The 14,578-nt window shown below is 66.7% G+C and carries 14 protein-coding genes; 9 read left to right on the forward strand and 5 right to left on the reverse strand.

Annotated elements, in window-relative coordinates:
• Positions 1 to 3 precede the first annotated feature (3 nt).
• Positions 4 to 480 (reverse strand): DUF4124 domain-containing protein, encoded by a 477-nt coding sequence (locus AX284_RS11550; protein ID WP_017641858.1) that lies wholly within the window; start codon positions 478 to 480, stop codon positions 4 to 6.
• 177 nt (positions 481 to 657) lie between these two features.
• On the opposite strand from AX284_RS11550, the gene lpxO reads away from it, so the two are divergent.
• From lpxO to AX284_RS11570, 4 genes are all read left to right on the forward strand, one after another.
• The gene (lpxO, locus tag AX284_RS11555; RefSeq protein ID WP_017641857.1) at positions 658 to 1,557 is read left to right on the forward strand and encodes a lipid A hydroxylase LpxO; all 900 of its coding nucleotides are present in this window, start codon (positions 658 to 660) and stop codon (positions 1,555 to 1,557) included.
• Between the two features lie 122 nt (positions 1,558 to 1,679).
• Positions 1,680 to 2,294, forward strand: coding sequence for a translesion DNA synthesis-associated protein ImuA (gene imuA, locus AX284_RS11560; RefSeq protein ID WP_017641856.1), 615 nt, complete (start codon positions 1,680 to 1,682; stop codon positions 2,292 to 2,294).
• Between the two features lie 7 nt (positions 2,295 to 2,301).
• A complete protein-coding gene (locus AX284_RS11565; protein ID WP_068385555.1) occupies positions 2,302 to 3,711 on the forward strand; it encodes a Y-family DNA polymerase in 1,410 nt (469 codons plus the stop codon).
• Complete coding sequence (locus tag AX284_RS11570) at positions 3,708 to 6,782, forward strand: error-prone DNA polymerase (RefSeq protein WP_068385557.1); 3,075 nt, start codon at positions 3,708 to 3,710, stop codon at positions 6,780 to 6,782. Before AX284_RS11565 ends, AX284_RS11570 begins: the two co-directional genes overlap by 4 nt.
• A gap of 105 nt (positions 6,783 to 6,887) precedes the next feature.
• On the opposite strand, the gene AX284_RS11575 is transcribed toward AX284_RS11570, so the two are convergent.
• The 3 genes from AX284_RS11575 to AX284_RS11585 form a co-directional block, all read right to left on the reverse strand.
• The gene (locus AX284_RS11575) at positions 6,888 to 7,160 is read right to left on the reverse strand and encodes an HU family DNA-binding protein (RefSeq protein ID WP_007159052.1); all 273 of its coding nucleotides are present in this window, start codon (positions 7,158 to 7,160) and stop codon (positions 6,888 to 6,890) included.
• A gap of 398 nt (positions 7,161 to 7,558) precedes the next feature.
• A complete protein-coding gene (locus tag AX284_RS11580; RefSeq protein ID WP_017641853.1) occupies positions 7,559 to 7,930 on the reverse strand; it encodes a YkgJ family cysteine cluster protein in 372 nt (123 codons plus the stop codon).
• A gap of 106 nt (positions 7,931 to 8,036) precedes the next feature.
• Positions 8,037 to 8,945 (reverse strand): LysR family transcriptional regulator, encoded by a 909-nt coding sequence (locus AX284_RS11585; protein WP_017641852.1) that lies wholly within the window; start codon positions 8,943 to 8,945, stop codon positions 8,037 to 8,039.
• A gap of 101 nt (positions 8,946 to 9,046) precedes the next feature.
• On the opposite strand from AX284_RS11585, the gene AX284_RS11590 reads away from it, so the two are divergent.
• Positions 9,047 to 9,445, forward strand: a complete 399-nt coding sequence (locus AX284_RS11590; RefSeq protein ID WP_017641851.1) for a DoxX family protein — start codon at positions 9,047 to 9,049, stop codon at positions 9,443 to 9,445.
• A 26-nt stretch (positions 9,446 to 9,471) separates the two neighbouring features.
• Positions 9,472 to 10,248 carry a dioxygenase family protein gene (locus AX284_RS11595; RefSeq protein ID WP_068385560.1) on the forward strand — a complete coding sequence of 259 codons (777 nt, stop codon included), beginning with the start codon at positions 9,472 to 9,474 and terminating at the stop codon, positions 10,246 to 10,248.
• Between the two features lie 70 nt (positions 10,249 to 10,318).
• Here AX284_RS11595 and AX284_RS11600 read toward each other — a convergent pair whose 3' ends face one another.
• Positions 10,319 to 10,912, reverse strand: coding sequence for a Yip1 family protein (locus AX284_RS11600; RefSeq protein WP_017641849.1), 594 nt, complete (start codon positions 10,910 to 10,912; stop codon positions 10,319 to 10,321).
• A gap of 291 nt (positions 10,913 to 11,203) precedes the next feature.
• Between AX284_RS11600 and hpxO the strand changes: the two genes are divergently transcribed.
• From hpxO to AX284_RS11615, 3 genes are all read left to right on the forward strand, one after another.
• Positions 11,204 to 12,361, forward strand: a complete 1,158-nt coding sequence (gene hpxO, locus AX284_RS11605; RefSeq protein ID WP_064307995.1) for an FAD-dependent urate hydroxylase HpxO — start codon at positions 11,204 to 11,206, stop codon at positions 12,359 to 12,361.
• 76 nt (positions 12,362 to 12,437) lie between these two features.
• Entirely contained in the window at positions 12,438 to 13,451 is a 1,014-nt protein-coding gene (locus AX284_RS11610) for an ABC transporter substrate-binding protein (RefSeq protein ID WP_064307996.1), read from the forward strand.
• A gap of 46 nt (positions 13,452 to 13,497) precedes the next feature.
• Positions 13,498 to 14,280: a phosphate/phosphite/phosphonate ABC transporter substrate-binding protein gene (locus AX284_RS11615; RefSeq protein WP_064307997.1), complete on the forward strand. Its 783-nt coding sequence runs from the start codon at positions 13,498 to 13,500 to the stop codon at positions 14,278 to 14,280.
• Positions 14,281 to 14,578 lie beyond the last annotated feature (298 nt).

Here is a 14,578-nt window from a genome sequence, read left to right on the forward strand (position 1 = left end):
CTTTCAGCGTTTGAAAGGGATACCGTAAATCTGCTGAGTAGGCGGAGCCGGCGGCTGCGCCTGGGGGTGGGGCACCATGTGCCAGGTCTCGTCACGCGGCCGGCGGTCGATGTAGATCGGCACCGGCTGATAGAGGATGCCGCCGCTGCGCACCTGGGTTTCCTGGCGAAAGCTGGAAGAGGAGGAAGAGCTGCCGACCACGGTGACGTCATCGACCGGGCGCTGACGGCTGCTGGCCGGCGCGGGGACTACGGTGATCTCGCGCGGCGCAGTGGCTGGCGGTGGCGTGGCGGGTTTTGGCGGGGGAGTGAAGCCGTTGCTGTCGGGCAAACGCTGCAGCGGAATGGTAGTGATCTGACTATTCGTCGGACAAGCGCCCTGGGTATAGGTCGTCTGGCCCTGGTCGTCCACGCATTTGTAGACATCCTGAGCGGCCACGACGCCACTGGCGAGCAGCAGGCCATAGAGTAGCGAACGCATGATGAGGCCCTCCGGGCGCTCGAAGTGTCACCTGCAGGATACAAGATGCCCGTCATGGCTCCCAGCGGCGGTGCACGTCTCCGTGCAAGCCTGCGGCTAATCGTCAGACCTTAGAGTTAGGTCTGATGCCGGTGGAGCGTATAACATCTTGAAACATTCTTTTCAGGACAGTGACGCGTGAAGTGGTTCGTGATCGGCGGTTTCTTTCTCTGTGTGTTGTACGTGCATTTTCGCGGTCGGGTGCGTCATCGCTTCCTGCGTCAGCTAGGTGATCATTCGACGGTGTTGGCACCGCTGAACACCTTCATGTTCCTGACGTCGCGGGTACCCAACCAGCCCTATCACCCGGTGGAACGCTTTCCCGAGCTCCAGGTGCTGCAGGACAACTGGCAGCTCATTCGTGACGAAGCCCTGGCCCTGCTGCGTGCCGGCCAGATCAAGAAAGCCGCCGAGCACAACGATGCCGGCTTCAACTCCTTCTTCAAGAGCGGCTGGAAGCGCTTCTATCTGAAGTGGTACGGCGACAGCCATCCTTCCGCCATGCAGCTGTGCCCGCAGACCACCGGATTGCTGCGGGGCATCGGCACGGTCAAGGCGGCCATGTTCGCCGAGTTGCCGCCCGGGTCGCGGTTGGTGCGCCATCGCGATCCCTATGGCGGCTCCCTGCGCTATCACCTGGGCCTGGCCACGCCCAACGACCCACGCTGCTTCATCGAGGTGGACGGCCAGCGCTATCACTGGCGCGATGGCCAGGCAGTGGTGTTCGATGAAACCTTCATCCACTACGCCGAGAACACCACCGAGCAGGATCGCATCATCCTGTTCTGCGACATCGAGCGACCGCTGCGCTATCGCTGGGCCGGTGCCTTCAACCGCTGGATAAGCGGTACCCTGCTGGCCTCGGCGGCCTCGCCCAATGACGCCAGCGACCGCACCGGTGGCCTCAACCGTGCCTTCCGGCATCTCTATCGCATCCGTCAACGCGGCAAGGCGCTGAAGAAGCGCAACCGCTTCCGCTACTACCTCGAACAGTGGCTGTTGCTGGCTGCCTTGATCGGCGTGGTGATCTGGATCTGACCGATCCCCTCATCGACGCGGACACCGGTTCGACTTGACCCCGATGCGGATCGCCTCTAATACTGTATGCATATACAGATTGAGGCGATGGCCATGGATAACACCCCTGCAGGTCTGGCGGCATGAGCGGCGGCGCCAGCCTGGCCCGGCTGTTCGAGGAGCGGCGTCTCTGGAAGGGGCAGACCAGTCCCGACGCCCGGCGCAGCGACCAGCCCACCGGGGTCGCCGCCCTGGATGCCCATCTGCCCGGCGCCGGCTGGCCCGAGGCGGCGCTGACCGAATTGCTGCTCGCCGGCCCCGGCCATGGCGAGTTGCGGCTGCTCTGGCCAACCCTGGCGCGCCTGAGCCAAGCCGCCGAACGCATCGCCCTGATCGGCCCGCCGCTGTTGCCCTATCCCCTGGCCTGGCAGGCGGCCGGCGTAGTGCTGGATTCCCTGGTGGTGATCCGCGCCCAGGGCGCCGAGGTGCTCTGGGCCGCCGAGCAGTGCCTGCGTTCGGGATGCTTCGGCGCGGTGCTCTGCTGGCCCGAGCGCGCCGATGATCGCCAGCTGCGCCGGCTGCAGGTCGCCGCCGAGAGCGGTCGCACCCTGGCCTTCGCCCTGCGCCCGGCCGCCGCCTTGGACAATCCCTCGCCGGCGGCCTTGCGCCTGGAACTCAGGGCGCCGCTGGAACGGCTACATATCCGCAAATGCCGGGGCGGTCAGCCCGGCGTGCTCGATCTGGCCGGCGGCGCTTGAGCTGGCCATGCGCTGGGCCTGCATCCTCTTTCCGCAGCTGGCGCTGGATGCCGTGCTGCGCCGCCATCCGCAGCCGGAGCAGCCGCTGGTGCTGCTTTCCGGTCCGCCCCAGCGTCGCCTGCTGCGGGCGGTCAATCCGGCCGCGCGAGCCCTGGGACTGCGCCCTGGCCTGACCCTGGCCGCCGCCCAGGCGCTGACCCGTGACTTCGAGCAGCAGGAACATGATCCGGCGCTCATCGAGACGGCCGAGGCGCTGTTGGCGGCCTGGGGCTATGGCTTCAGCTCCCAGGTCAGTCGCCACTATCCGCGGGCGCTGCTGCTGGAGATCCAGTCCAGCCTGCCGCTGCTGGGTCCCTGGCCGCGGCTGGAGCGGCGCCTGCGTCAGGAGCTCCAGGGCCTGGGCTTTCGTCATCGGCTGGCCCTGGCACCCAATCCGGTGGCGGCGCGCATGCTGACCAATGTCGCCGATGGTCTCATCGCCTCTCCGGATGACCTGCCGCGCCTGCTCGATCGGCTGCCCGTGGAGCGCGCCGGTTTCGCCCCCCAGCAAGCCCAGGCGCTGACGCGCATGGGTATCCGCCGGTTGGAGCAGCTCAAGGCCCTGCCCAGGGCCGCCCTGGCCCGGCGTTTCGCGCCGGAGCTTCTGCAGCAGCTGGATCTGCTGGGCGGCAGTCGCAGTCTGGCGCTGGAGTTCTATCGGCCGCCCGATCGCTTCGTGGCGCGGGTGGAACTCAATTTCGAGGTGGACTCCCACCAGGCCCTGCTGTTTCCACTGCGCCGCCTCACCGCCGACCTGGCCGCCTGGCTGGCCAGTCGTGACCGTGGCGTGCAGCGCTTCCTGCTCTGGCTGGAACATCGCCAGGGGCCGGCCACCACCCTCACCATCGGCCTGCTGGCCCCCGAGCGCGATGCCGCCCTGCTGTTCGAATTCGCCCGTGGCCGCCTCGAACAGTTGCAGGTGGTGGCGCCGGTTCTGGCGCTGCGCCTGGAAAGCGAGGAATTGCCGCTCTTCGTGCCGGAACGCCATGGCCTGTTCGACGAACGCCCGGCCCAGGCCGTGGGCTGGGAGGTGCTGCGCGAGCGTCTGCGTGCCCGGCTGGGCGAGGAGGCCGTGCTCGGCCTCGGCATTCAGGCGGATCATCGGCCTGAGCGCGCCCTGGTCTGGCGCCACGAGCGACGCCTGGAGACTGTGCTGCCCGGCCTGCGTCCGGGCTGGCTGCTGCGCGAACCGCGCCCCCTCGACGGTCAGCCACGCCGGATCCTGGCCGGTCCTGAACGCATCGAAAGCGGCTGGTGGGACGGCGGCGACCAACGCCGCGACTACTACCGCATCGAGGTGGCCGACGGACGCCAAGCCTGGGCCTTCCGCCGCTATGGCGAGGAGGCGCCCTGGTGGATCCAGGGCTGGTTCGCATGAGCGGCTATGTCGAGTTGCACTGTCTGTCGAATTTCAGTTTCCAGCGCGGTGCCTCCAGCGCCCTGGAATTGTTCGAGCGAGCCAAGGCGCTGGGCTACGCCGCCCTGGCCATCACCGACGAAGGCACCCTGAGCGGCATCGTCCGCGCCTGGCAGGCGGCGCGGCAGGTCGGACTGCCGCTCATCGTTGGCAGCGAGCTGACCTTGGACGACGGCCTGCGCCTGGTGCTGCTGGTGGAGGATCTGCCGGGCTACGAGTCTCTTTGCGCCCTGATCACCCGGGCGCGCCGCCGTGCGCCCAAGGGCCGCTACCAGTTGGGTCGCGCGGATTTGCAGCACCCCTTGCCCGGGCTGCTGGCCATCTGGTTGCCGGGCGGCGAACCCCTGGCCGAGGAGGGCGCCTGGCTCAAGCAGGTCTTCGCCGAACGCCTCTGGCTAGGCGTGGAATTGCTGCGCGGCGCCGATGACGCCGCCCAGCTCATGCAGTTGCAGGCACTGGGGGAGCAACTGGGGCTGCCGCCGGTGGCCTGCGGCGACGTGCACATGCATACCCGCGGTCGTCGTGCCCTGCAGGATGTGCTCACCAGCATCCGCCACCACCTGCCAGTGGCCGAGGCCGGCTATCGCCTGCATCCCAACGGGGAGCGGCATCTGCGCCCGCTGACGGTGCTCGAAGGGCTTTATCCCGATGCCTTGCGCGCCGCAACCCTGAAGATCGCCGCCCGCTGTCGCTTCGATCTGGGCGAGTTGCGTTATCGCTATCCCCAGGAGGTGATACCCGCCGGCCAGACCGCCGGCTCCTGGTTGGCCGAGTTGACCCGCCGCGGCCTGGCCTGGCGCTGGCCGGAGGGACCGCCGCAAAAGGTCACCGACCAGGTAGCCAGGGAGCTGGCGCTGATCGCCGAGAAGGGCTACGAGAACTACTTTCTCACCGTGCACGACATCGTCGACCATGCCCGCCGCCAGCACATCCTCTGCCAGGGCCGCGGTTCGGCAGCCAACTCGGTGGTCTGCTACGTGCTGGGCATCACCGAGCTGAATCCGCTCACCGGCAACCTGCTGTTCGAGCGCTTCATCTCCCGCGAGCGCGACGAACCGCCCGACATCGATGTCGACTTCGAGCACGAGCGTCGCGAAGAGGTGATCCAGTACGTCTTCCGCCGCTATGGCCGCGAACGGGCCGCGCTCACCGCGGTGGTCAGCACCTACCATGCCGCCGGCGCCCTGCGCGATGTCGGCAAGGCCCTGGGCCTGCCGGGCGATCAGCTCGACGCCCTGTCCGGGTGCGCCGGGCGCTGGACCGACGAGATCCCCGGCCCCGCACGTCTGCGCGAAGCCGGTTTCGATCCCGACAGCCCGCTGCTGCAGCGGGTGCTCATCCTCGCCGGTCAACTGATCGGTTTTCCCCGGCATCTCTCCCAGCATCCCGGCGGCTTCGTCATCTCCGAGGCGCCCCTGGCTACGCTGGTGCCGGTGGAGAATGCCGCCATGCCCGAGCGCACCCTGATCCAGTGGGACAAGGACGACCTCGATGCCGTGGGCCTGCTCAAGGTCGACATCCTCGCCCTGGGCATGCTCAGCGCCCTGCGCCGCTGCTTCGACCTGGTCGCTGACTGGCGTGGCCAGCGCTGGACCCTGGCCAGCCTGCCCCAGGAGGATGCGCCCACCTACGCCATGATCTCCCGCGCCGACACGGTGGGGGTGTTCCAGATCGAATCCCGCGCCCAGATGGCCATGCTGCCGCGCCTCCGGCCGCAAACCCTCTACGACCTGGTGATCGAGGTGGCCATCGTCCGGCCCGGGCCGATCCAGGGCGACATGGTGCATCCCTATCTGCGCCGCCGGAGTGGCGAGGAAGTGGCGGACTATCCCCATGACGAATTGCGGCCAGCCCTGGAGCGCACCCTAGGAGTGCCGCTGTTCCAGGAGCAGGTGATGCAGATCGCCATGACCGCTGCCCAGTACACCCCGGGCGAAGCCGATCAGCTGCGCCGCTCCATGGCCGCCTGGAAGCGTCATGGCGGCCTCGAACCTCATCGTCAGCGGTTGCACAGTCGCATGGTCGAGCGCGGCTATCGCCCGGAATTCGCCGCGCGCCTCTTCGAGCAGATCAAGGGCTTCGGCAGCTACGGCTTTCCCGAATCCCATGCCGCCAGCTTCGCCCTGCTGACCTATGCCAGCTCCTGGCTCAAATGCCATGAACCGGCCGCCTTCGCCTGTGCCCTGGTCAACAGCTGGCCCATGGGCTTCTACAGTCCCGACCAGGTGCTGCAGGACGCTCGACGCCATGGCGTCGAGGTGCGCGCCGTGACCGTGCAGGCCAGCGACTGGGACTGCCGGCTGGAGGCGAGCGCTGGCCATCAGCCGGCGATCCGCCTGGGCCTGCGCCTGGTGCAGGGGTTGGCGGAAGCGGTCGGCCGCCGCCTGGTGGTGGCGCGGGGTACGCAGCCCTTTCGCGACATCGAGGACCTCTGCCGCCGGGCCGAACTGGATGCCCGGGCCCGCGGGCAACTGGCCGAGGCCGGCGCCCTGGCCGAGCTCGCCGGGGATCGCCATCAGGCGCGCTGGGCCATGGCCGGGGTGGAGCGCCAGCTGCCGCTGTTCGCGGCGGCGGATAGCGTTCAAGAGGAGCGCCTGGCCTTGCCCGCGCCCAGCGTTGCCGAAGAGGTCCATGCCGACTACCGCATGCTGGGCACCACCCTGGGGCCGCATCCGCTGAGCCTGCTGCGTGGCGAACTCCAGGCGCGGCGCTGCCGGGACTTCCGTCAGTTGGACGAGATCAGGCCCGGCGCCCTGGTGCGAGTGGCCGGACTGGTGCGCGGACGACAGCGTCCAGGCACGGCCAGCGGGGTGATCTTCGTCACCCTGGAAGACGAGCACGGCATGCTCAATGTGGTGGTTTGGCGCGCGGTGGGCGAACAGCAGCGACGACCGCTGTTGCAGGCACGGCTGCTACAGGTCGAGGGGCATCTGGAACGGGAGGCGGGGGTGCAGCACCTGATCGCCGGTCGCTTGACCGATCTGAGTCCGCTGCTCGACGAACTCTTGGTGTCGAGTCGGGATTTTCACTAGGGCGCGGAGGCGAAAAGCAGGGAGGGGGAACGAGCGGGTGGGGCGGAGGACTGTCTTCCGAAGCGCTCTGCAGCGCCCGGAAGACAAGAATCGACCAACGCAGTCTTAGCTGACGGCGTCTTTCAGGCCTTTGCCGGGCTTGAAGCCGGGCAGCTTGGCAGCGGCGATCTTGATGGTGGCACCGGTCTGCGGGTTGCGGCCTTCGCGAGCAGCGCGCTCTTTTACTGCGAAAGTTCCGAAACCGACCAGGCTGACGCTGTCGCCTTGCTTCAGGGCGTCGGTCACCGCAGTGGTGAAGGCGTCCAGGGCTTTGGCAGCGGTGGCCTTGGGCAGGTCGGCAGACGCGGCAATGGCGTCGATCAGCTCAGCTTTATTCATGTAAAAACTCCATGTGTGAGTATTGGCCAGGCAGTATAGCGGCAGCTTTGCCTTGCGTAGAGCCTTTGTAAGCCTCTACGTGGCCGGTTGAAGCAGCCTTGTTGTTCGGCGCTACAGGATACGCATAGCGGGCGAAAGAACGATAGGGTATTCGATCTAGCAGGGACGTGAAAACCTGATCCGCACTGCATTTTCCACGCTTCACAGCCCAGCCGTCGCCTTTTTGGGCAGCGGCGATGGCCGTTTGGTTTCCTCTAGGCGCTGAACGAAAAGTCGCCGAGCGATGGTGAGGCGAGGCGAAAAACCTTGAGGAAGCGGAGTTTACAAATGGTAAATGAGCATTCCGAAAGGTTCTTTCAACGAAGCATCACTGAGCGCAGGCAGTTTTCGTACAGCGCCTAAGCTACGCGGTCGGGCGAGATATGGGGTTGCAACGGCGGCGTCAGCGGCGGCAGGCCATAGGCCGCGCGAGCGGCATCGCAGTGGGGATTGGCTTCGCCGTTCTCCCAGGCGGCGGTGAACTCGCGGCAGGTGCTGGAACGGTTCTCGTAGACGGTGCAGCGCGTGCCGCAGCCCACTTCGCCCAGCAGGGCCACGCAGCGTACCGGCTTCTGCTCGGTGCCCTGCATGGCCGCCAGATGGGGGCTGACCGCGACGGTAAGGTAATCGGGCACCGGGCCGCCTGCCGACTGGCATTCGCCCCAATAGAAAGACACGCGAAAGTGGGCGCAGCAGGCGCCACAGCTGAGGCAAGGATTCTCGGTCGACATGAACGACAGCCATCGCAGAAACCGGCAGTGCCGGCGGGACAGGCAGGGATTCTAGGCAAGCCCCGTCAGGCTGCGAAGCCCCCGGCAATGACCGTTCGGCGGCGACCTACGGCAGTCTTTTCAGGTGCTCGGCTGTGACCAGATGTCGCTGCAGCCAGGCGATGAACAGCCGCACCTTGGCCGGCACCAGGCGCCGATGGGGATAGAGCGCATGGATGGCGATGGCTTGGGTGTACCAAGGGGCGAACAGTCGTTGCAGGCGACCCGTCGCCAGGTCATCGCCCACCAGGAAGTCCGGTTGGCGAATGATCCCATGGCCGTCCAGCGCCGCCTGGTGCAGGACACTGCCATTGTTGGCGCGCAAGGGCCCACTGACCTTGACCTGCAGGCGCTCACCGTCACGCTGGAATTCCCAGAGATCGCCATCGCTGGCGTAGCTGTAGAGCAGGCAGCGGTGCTCGCGTAGTTCGGCCGGGTGCTCGGGACGACCGTGGCGCTGCAGATAGGCGGGCGCGGCGCAGATGAACAATTCCACCGCCCCCAGGGGTTGAGCCACCAGGCTGGAATCGCTGAGATCGCCGATGCGCACGGCCAGATCGAAGCCTTCTTCGACCAGGCGCACCTGACGATCGCTCAACTCCAGATCGATGGCGACCTCGGGGTATTCGTGCAGGAAACTGCTCACCAGCGGTGCCAGGTGGCGCACGCCAAAGGTCAGGGGTGCACTGACCCTGAGGCGTCCCTGCGGGCGCTCGTGGCCTTCCTGCAGGCGCTGTTCGAGGGCCTCCAGATCGCCCAGCAGGGGCACCAGCCCTTCATGGAGGGTGCGTCCGGCCTCGGTCAGGCTCAGGGTGCGGGTGGTACGTTGCAGCAGCCGGGTGCCGTAGTGTCGCTCCAGGGCGGCCAGATGCTTGGTGAGCGCCGAGCGCGAGAGCTCCAGCCGTTCAGCCGCCGCGGTCAGGCTACCCAGTTCGACGATCTTGATGAAGGCCTGCAGGGCTCTCAGGGTATCCAAGGATTGTTTCCATAGCGTGCACAGTTCATTCCCAGAGTGCACCTTTATTCGCGCGTTGGAAACAGGACAATGGGTCATCTTTCCCCTGCTCGAGAATCAGCATGACCGATCGTACTTCGTCCTATGCCGCCCTATTGCTGCGCCTGGCCCTGGGCACCATGTTCCTGGCCCATGGCCTGACCAAGCTGCTGGTGTTCACCTTGCCAGGCACCGCGGGTTTCTTCGCTTCGGTGGGCTTTCCCGGCTGGCTGGCCTATCCGGTCACCTTCTTCGAGTTGGGCGCGGGCGTGCTCCTGATCCTGGGCGTCTGGGTGCGTCCAGTCGCGGCAGTGGCCGCCGTCCAACTGTTCGCCGCGGCGACAGTCCATTTCGGCAACGGCTGGTCCTTTTCCAATCCCGACGGCGGCTGGGAATATCCGGTCTTTCTCGCCGTGACCGCTGCCGCCCTGGCGCTGCTGGGCGCGGGTCAGCTTTCCTGGGATGCCCGCAAGCGCGCCTGAATCCATCCACTCGAGAGGTCGCCACCATGTCGCTTCCCACCCTGTTCGTTTCCCACGGGTCGCCCATGGAGGCGCTTGACGCCGGCGCGGCAGGGGCGGCCTGGCGCGCCCTGGGGCGGTTACTGCCGACCCCGGCCACCATCTTGGTGGTCTCGGCGCACTTCGATACCCGGATACCGGTATTCGGCAGCGCCAAGCGGCCGGCCACCATCCATGACTTCCATGGCTTTCCCGAAGCCCTCTACCGCCTGGATTATCCCGCGCCGGGTGCCCCGGCGCTGGCCGAGCAACTGGCTCAAGGCTTGCGTGACCAGGGCTGGGAGGCCGAGACGGAAGCGCAGGGACTGGATCACGGCGCCTGGGTACCTTTGCGCTATCTCTATCCCGACGCGCAAATCCCCGTGGTGCCGCTGTCGATGAGCGCCACCCGCGGGCCGGACTACCACTATGCCCTGGGCCAGGCGCTGGCCAGGGTGCTACCAGCGGATACCCTGCTGATCGGTTCAGGCAGCCTGACCCACAACCTCGGTCACTTCCGTCGTGGGGGCGCTGAGTCCCCGGGCTATGTGCGGGACTTCCAGCAGTGGATCCAACATCGCTTGCGCGAGCGAGATCTGGACGCCTTGCTCGACTACCGACGCCAGGCGCCCCAGGCCCGCCAGGCGCATCCTACCGACGAGCACCTGCTGCCCTTGTTCGTCGCCCTGGGCGCGGCGGACCCCGAAGGCACCCTCAGCGTCCATCATGACGGCATCGCCCATGGCATCCTGGCCATGGATCTCTACGGCTTTTCCCGCCGTTAGCCGCTTGCCAACAAAAAGCCCGGATCGGTGACCGATCCGGGCTTTTTGCCAACGGCAGAGCGACGTTCGATCAGCCGAACAGCTCCGGGCCGTAACCCCACATCAGCACCGTGGTGGCCATCAGCACCTCCAGCACCAGCACCCCGATGGCCAGGGTGGAGCCGGACATGATGAAGCCTTCCCGTTGATCGATATTGAGGAAGGAGGGGATGCCGGTATAGAGCAGGTAGGCCGAATAGGCCAGGCCGACGATGCCGGCGATGGCGCACAGCCACACCAGCGGATAGAAACCCACCAGGCCACTCAGCAACATGGGCGTGGCCACGTAGCCGGCGAACAGAATGCAACGATTGGCACTGGGCCGATCTGGATAGCGCCGCGCCAGCCAGTGGATCACATGCCCCATGGCCACCACCGCCGCCATGATCAGCGCATAGCTGATGACCGCCAGTACCACCGCAGTAGGTAGATCCAGCACATGGGCTTCACCGCCGCCGAAGCGCCAACCGAAGGTGGTGGTGCCCACCAGGGACGCGACGACGGGAATGGCCGCCAGCAAGGCGACATGATGGGCAAAGAAGTGCCCGACCGTTTCCCCTTCGCGACGAATCTGTTGCCACTCGCGATCGGGATGGGCCAGCAGGCCCCAGACATGATTGATCATGATCCTGCTCCTCACCCGCTGTGGTCGCCGCAAGCGGGCCTCTGTGGATGGCGAACGCTGGGTACAACGCAACTGGCGACTACCTTAGGAGTATAGAAGAGCTCTGGAATGCGTCATGCGAGCCGACGAAGGGCAGCCTGCCTAGAAACGAAGCGACGAGTGGTCGCAGAGCACCAGGCTGGTGCGTTTTCCGACCCCGCTCGTTTCGCCAGCGGCCTGATTCCAATACCTGACCACCTGGTCAGGAAATTGCTTGCTCAAGGCATCTGTTACCGGCCAACGAGGTCCGTCATGCCATCTCTCGACATCATCATCGCCGGTGCTGGCATGGGCGGTCTCACCGCCGCCCTGGCACTGCAGCAGGCCGGACACCGGGTCCGCCTGTTCGAGCGGGCGCAGGACCTCGCACCCATCGGCGCGGCCATCTCCATCTGGCCCAACGGCGTCAAGGTGCTCGAACACCTGGGACTGGGGCCCGCCATCGCCGCGGTCAGTGGCGACATGCAGACCATGAGTTACCGTGACCACCAGGGACAGTTGCTCACCCACTTCAGCCTGCTGCCGCTCTACACAGCCGTGGGCCGACCGGCACGGCCCATCGCCCGCGCCCACCTGCAGCGCCTTCTGCTGGACGCCGTGGGCGCCGATCAGGTGACCCTGGGTGTCGGTTGCGAGGGCTTCGAGCAGGACGCGGACGGGGTGACCGTGCACCTTGGCGACGGGCGTCGCGAGCGGGCCGATCTGCTGATCGCCGCCGACGGTACCCACTCGCGCCTGCGCGACCGGGTGGCGGGCCGGGCCATCACCCGTGAGTATTGCGGCTACGTGAACTGGAACGGTCGGGTAGCGATCGCGCCGGATCTGGCCGAGGCCCACGACTGGGCGCAATTCGTCGGGGCGCATCAGCGAGTCTCCCTGATGCCCATGGGCGGCGATGAATTCTACTTCTTCTTCGATGTACCCCTGCCCAAGGGCACACCCAACGACCGCAGCCGTTACCGCGCGGAGCTGGCCGAGCACTTCGCCGGCTGGGCACCGCCGGTGCAACGGCTGATCGAACGGCTGGATCCCCAGGGCGTGGCGCGGGTGGAAATCCATGACACCCGGCCGCTGCCGACCCTGGTACAGGGCCGGGTAGCGCTCCTGGGCGATTCCGCCCATGCCATGGCGCCGGATCTGGGGCAGGGCGGTTGCCAGGCCATGGAGGACGCCTGGGTGCTGGCGCGCTGCCTGGACGCCGAACAGGATCCCCTGGCAGCGCTCCAGGCCTATGAAGCAGCCCGCCTGGAGCGGGTCGCCGGGATCGTCGCGCGGGCGCGCAAGCGCTGCGAGATCACCCACGGTCATGAGCCCCTGGCCACCCAGGCCTGGTACGCCGAGCTGGCCCGGGAAACCGGCGAAACGGTGATCGCCGGCCTGCGCAAGACCGCCGAGGGCGGTCCGCTGTGAAATAGCTCTGGCCCGCGGAGACGAATGGCCATACCTTGGGTCGAAAGGCCCGCGTCCCTTGTCGGAGAAATTGCCCATGCGCCTGCGTTTCGCCCTGACCCTCGCCAGTTTCGCCATCGCGCCACTGGCCTTTGCCGCCGATGGCGGCTGTCCCTATCCAAAGACGGTGAAATTCGCCGGCCCCAACTGGGAGAGCGGCATGTTCACCACCGAGGTCCTGCGCCTGCTGGTGGAGAAGGGCTACGGTTGCCAGACCGACAGCGTACCGGGCAACACCGTGACTCTGGAAAACGCCCTGGCGCAAAACGACATCCAGGTCACCGGCGAGCAGTGGGCCGGGCGCAGTCCGGCCTGGCGCGCTGCGGAACAGGCCGGCAAGGTGTTCGCCGTCGGCGAGACGGTCAAGGGCGCCACCGAGGGCTGGTGGGTGCCGGAATACCTGGTCAAGGGCGATCCTGAGCGCGGCATCCAGGCCAAGGCGCCGGATCTCAAGAGCGTGGTCGATCTGCCACGTTATAAAGAGTTGTTCCGCGATCCCGAGGAGCCGGGCAAGGGCCGCTTCCTGAACTGCCCGACCGGCTGGACCTGCGAGATCGTCAACAGCCAGAAGCTCAAGGCCTACAAGCTCACCGACAGCTACACCAACTTCCGCACCGGTACCGGCCCTGCGCTGGACGCCGCCATCGCCACCGCCATGCGCCGCGGTGAACCGGTGCTCTTCTACTATTGGTCGCCGACACCGCTGATGGGCCGCTACAAGTTGGTCCAGCTGGAAGAACCACCGTTCAGCCAGAAGGCCTGGGATACCCTGTCGGATCCGAAGAACCCCGATCCGCTGCCGTCGCGCTCGCTACCAGCCAAGATCACCATCGGCGTCTCCCGCGACCTGCACGACAAGGCGCCGGCCCTGGTGACCCTGTTCGAGAAGGTCGAATTTCCCCTCGACCAGTTCAACGGCATCCTCGCTGGCATGGCCGAGAAACGCGAAGATGCCCAGGTCGTGGCCAAGCGTTTCCTCAAGGAGCACCCCGAGGTCTGGACGTCCTGGCTGCCAGCGGAAAATGCCGAGCGGGTGAAGGCCGCGCTCTAGGCGCAACGATAGGGGATAATGGCGGTTTTCCGTGCAGGAGCCGCCCATGACCGTCGCCGCCCTTACCATGTACGTCGAGCCCGCCGAGGTGCGCGACGCCTATCGCCAGCTCGCCGAGGCCGTGGCGTTGCGCCTGGGGGTGACCCTCGAATCCGCACCCGAGGAACTGCCGGCGCTCTGGAGTCATCCGGAGCTGCTGCTGGCCCAGACCTGCGGCTATCCCTGGGCGACCCGCCTGCGCGGTCAGGTGCGTCTGGTGGCGGCGCCGCGCTATCGCTTCGAGGGTTGCAATGAGGCCGAGCACTGCGCCTTCATCCTGGTGCCCGACGCCCTGGATGTGGCCAGCCTGGCCGATCTGCGCGGCAAGCGAGTGGCGCTCAATGGCCTGGATTCCAACAGCGGCATGAATCTCCTGCGCCTCGCCGTGGCGCCCCTGGCCGAGCGTGGCCGCTTCTTTGGCGAGGTGATCGTCAGCGAGAGCCACGCCAATAGCCTGGCGCTGTTGCAGCAAGGCCATGCCGATGTGGCCGCGGTGGATGCCGTGACCTATGGCTATCTGCAGCGCGCCCAACCCGAGCGGGTCGCCGGTCTGCGCCTCTTGCAACGCACCCGCCCGAGTCCGGCGCTGCCCTTCATCACCGCCGCCAGCCGGTCAGATGCAGAGGTTGAGGCTTTGCGTGGGGCGCTGAGTGACAGCCTGGCCGCCGATCCTGCGCTGGCCGAGCGCCTCGCCATCGAGGGCTTCACCGCAGTAGACGAGGCGACCTATCTGCCCCTGCTGGACTGGCGCCGCGAGGCGGTGGAGCAGGGCTATCCGGTGATTGCGTAGGTTGGCTTGAGACGGCTCCATCGTCGAAGCCCAACATTGAGGACTGATCCCGTTGGGCTTCGCTGCGCTTAGCCCAACCTACGGGACTGCAGTGGCGGATCGCGTCGTAGGTTGGGTTGAGACGGCTCCACCGTCGAAGCCCAACATTGAGAAGTTCGGCCTAAGTCCTGTTGGGCTTCGCTGCGCTCAGCCCAACCTACGGGACCGCAGTGGCGGATCGCCTCGTAGGTTGGGTTGAGACGGCTCCATCGTCGAAGCCCAACATTGAGGAGCTCGGCTTGGTCCTGTTGGGCTTCGC

The organism is Pseudomonas sp. HUK17, from assembly GCF_001566765.1.

Excerpts from the sequence above, each read along its gene's own strand:
- AX284_RS11550 (WP_017641858.1), bottom strand. The coding sequence starts at position 480 with ATGCGTTCGCTACTCTATGGCCTGCTGCTCGCCAGTGGCGTCGTGGCC.
- imuA (WP_017641856.1), top strand. The coding sequence starts at position 1,680 with ATGAGCGGCGGCGCCAGCCTGGCCCGGCTGTTCGAGGAGCGGCGTCTC.
- AX284_RS11565 (WP_068385555.1), top strand. The coding sequence starts at position 2,302 with ATGCGCTGGGCCTGCATCCTCTTTCCGCAGCTGGCGCTGGATGCCGTG.
- AX284_RS11570 (WP_068385557.1), top strand. The coding sequence starts at position 3,708 with ATGAGCGGCTATGTCGAGTTGCACTGTCTGTCGAATTTCAGTTTCCAG.
- AX284_RS11575 (WP_007159052.1), bottom strand. The coding sequence starts at position 7,160 with ATGAATAAAGCTGAGCTGATCGACGCCATTGCCGCGTCTGCCGACCTG.
- AX284_RS11580 (WP_017641853.1), bottom strand. The coding sequence starts at position 7,930 with ATGTCGACCGAGAATCCTTGCCTCAGCTGTGGCGCCTGCTGCGCCCAC.
- AX284_RS11590 (WP_017641851.1), top strand. The coding sequence starts at position 9,047 with ATGACCGATCGTACTTCGTCCTATGCCGCCCTATTGCTGCGCCTGGCC.
- AX284_RS11595 (WP_068385560.1), top strand. The coding sequence starts at position 9,472 with ATGTCGCTTCCCACCCTGTTCGTTTCCCACGGGTCGCCCATGGAGGCG.
- AX284_RS11600 (WP_017641849.1), bottom strand. The coding sequence starts at position 10,912 with ATGATCAATCATGTCTGGGGCCTGCTGGCCCATCCCGATCGCGAGTGG.
- hpxO (WP_064307995.1), top strand. The coding sequence starts at position 11,204 with ATGCCATCTCTCGACATCATCATCGCCGGTGCTGGCATGGGCGGTCTC.
- AX284_RS11610 (WP_064307996.1), top strand. The coding sequence starts at position 12,438 with ATGCGCCTGCGTTTCGCCCTGACCCTCGCCAGTTTCGCCATCGCGCCA.
- AX284_RS11615 (WP_064307997.1), top strand. The coding sequence starts at position 13,498 with ATGACCGTCGCCGCCCTTACCATGTACGTCGAGCCCGCCGAGGTGCGC.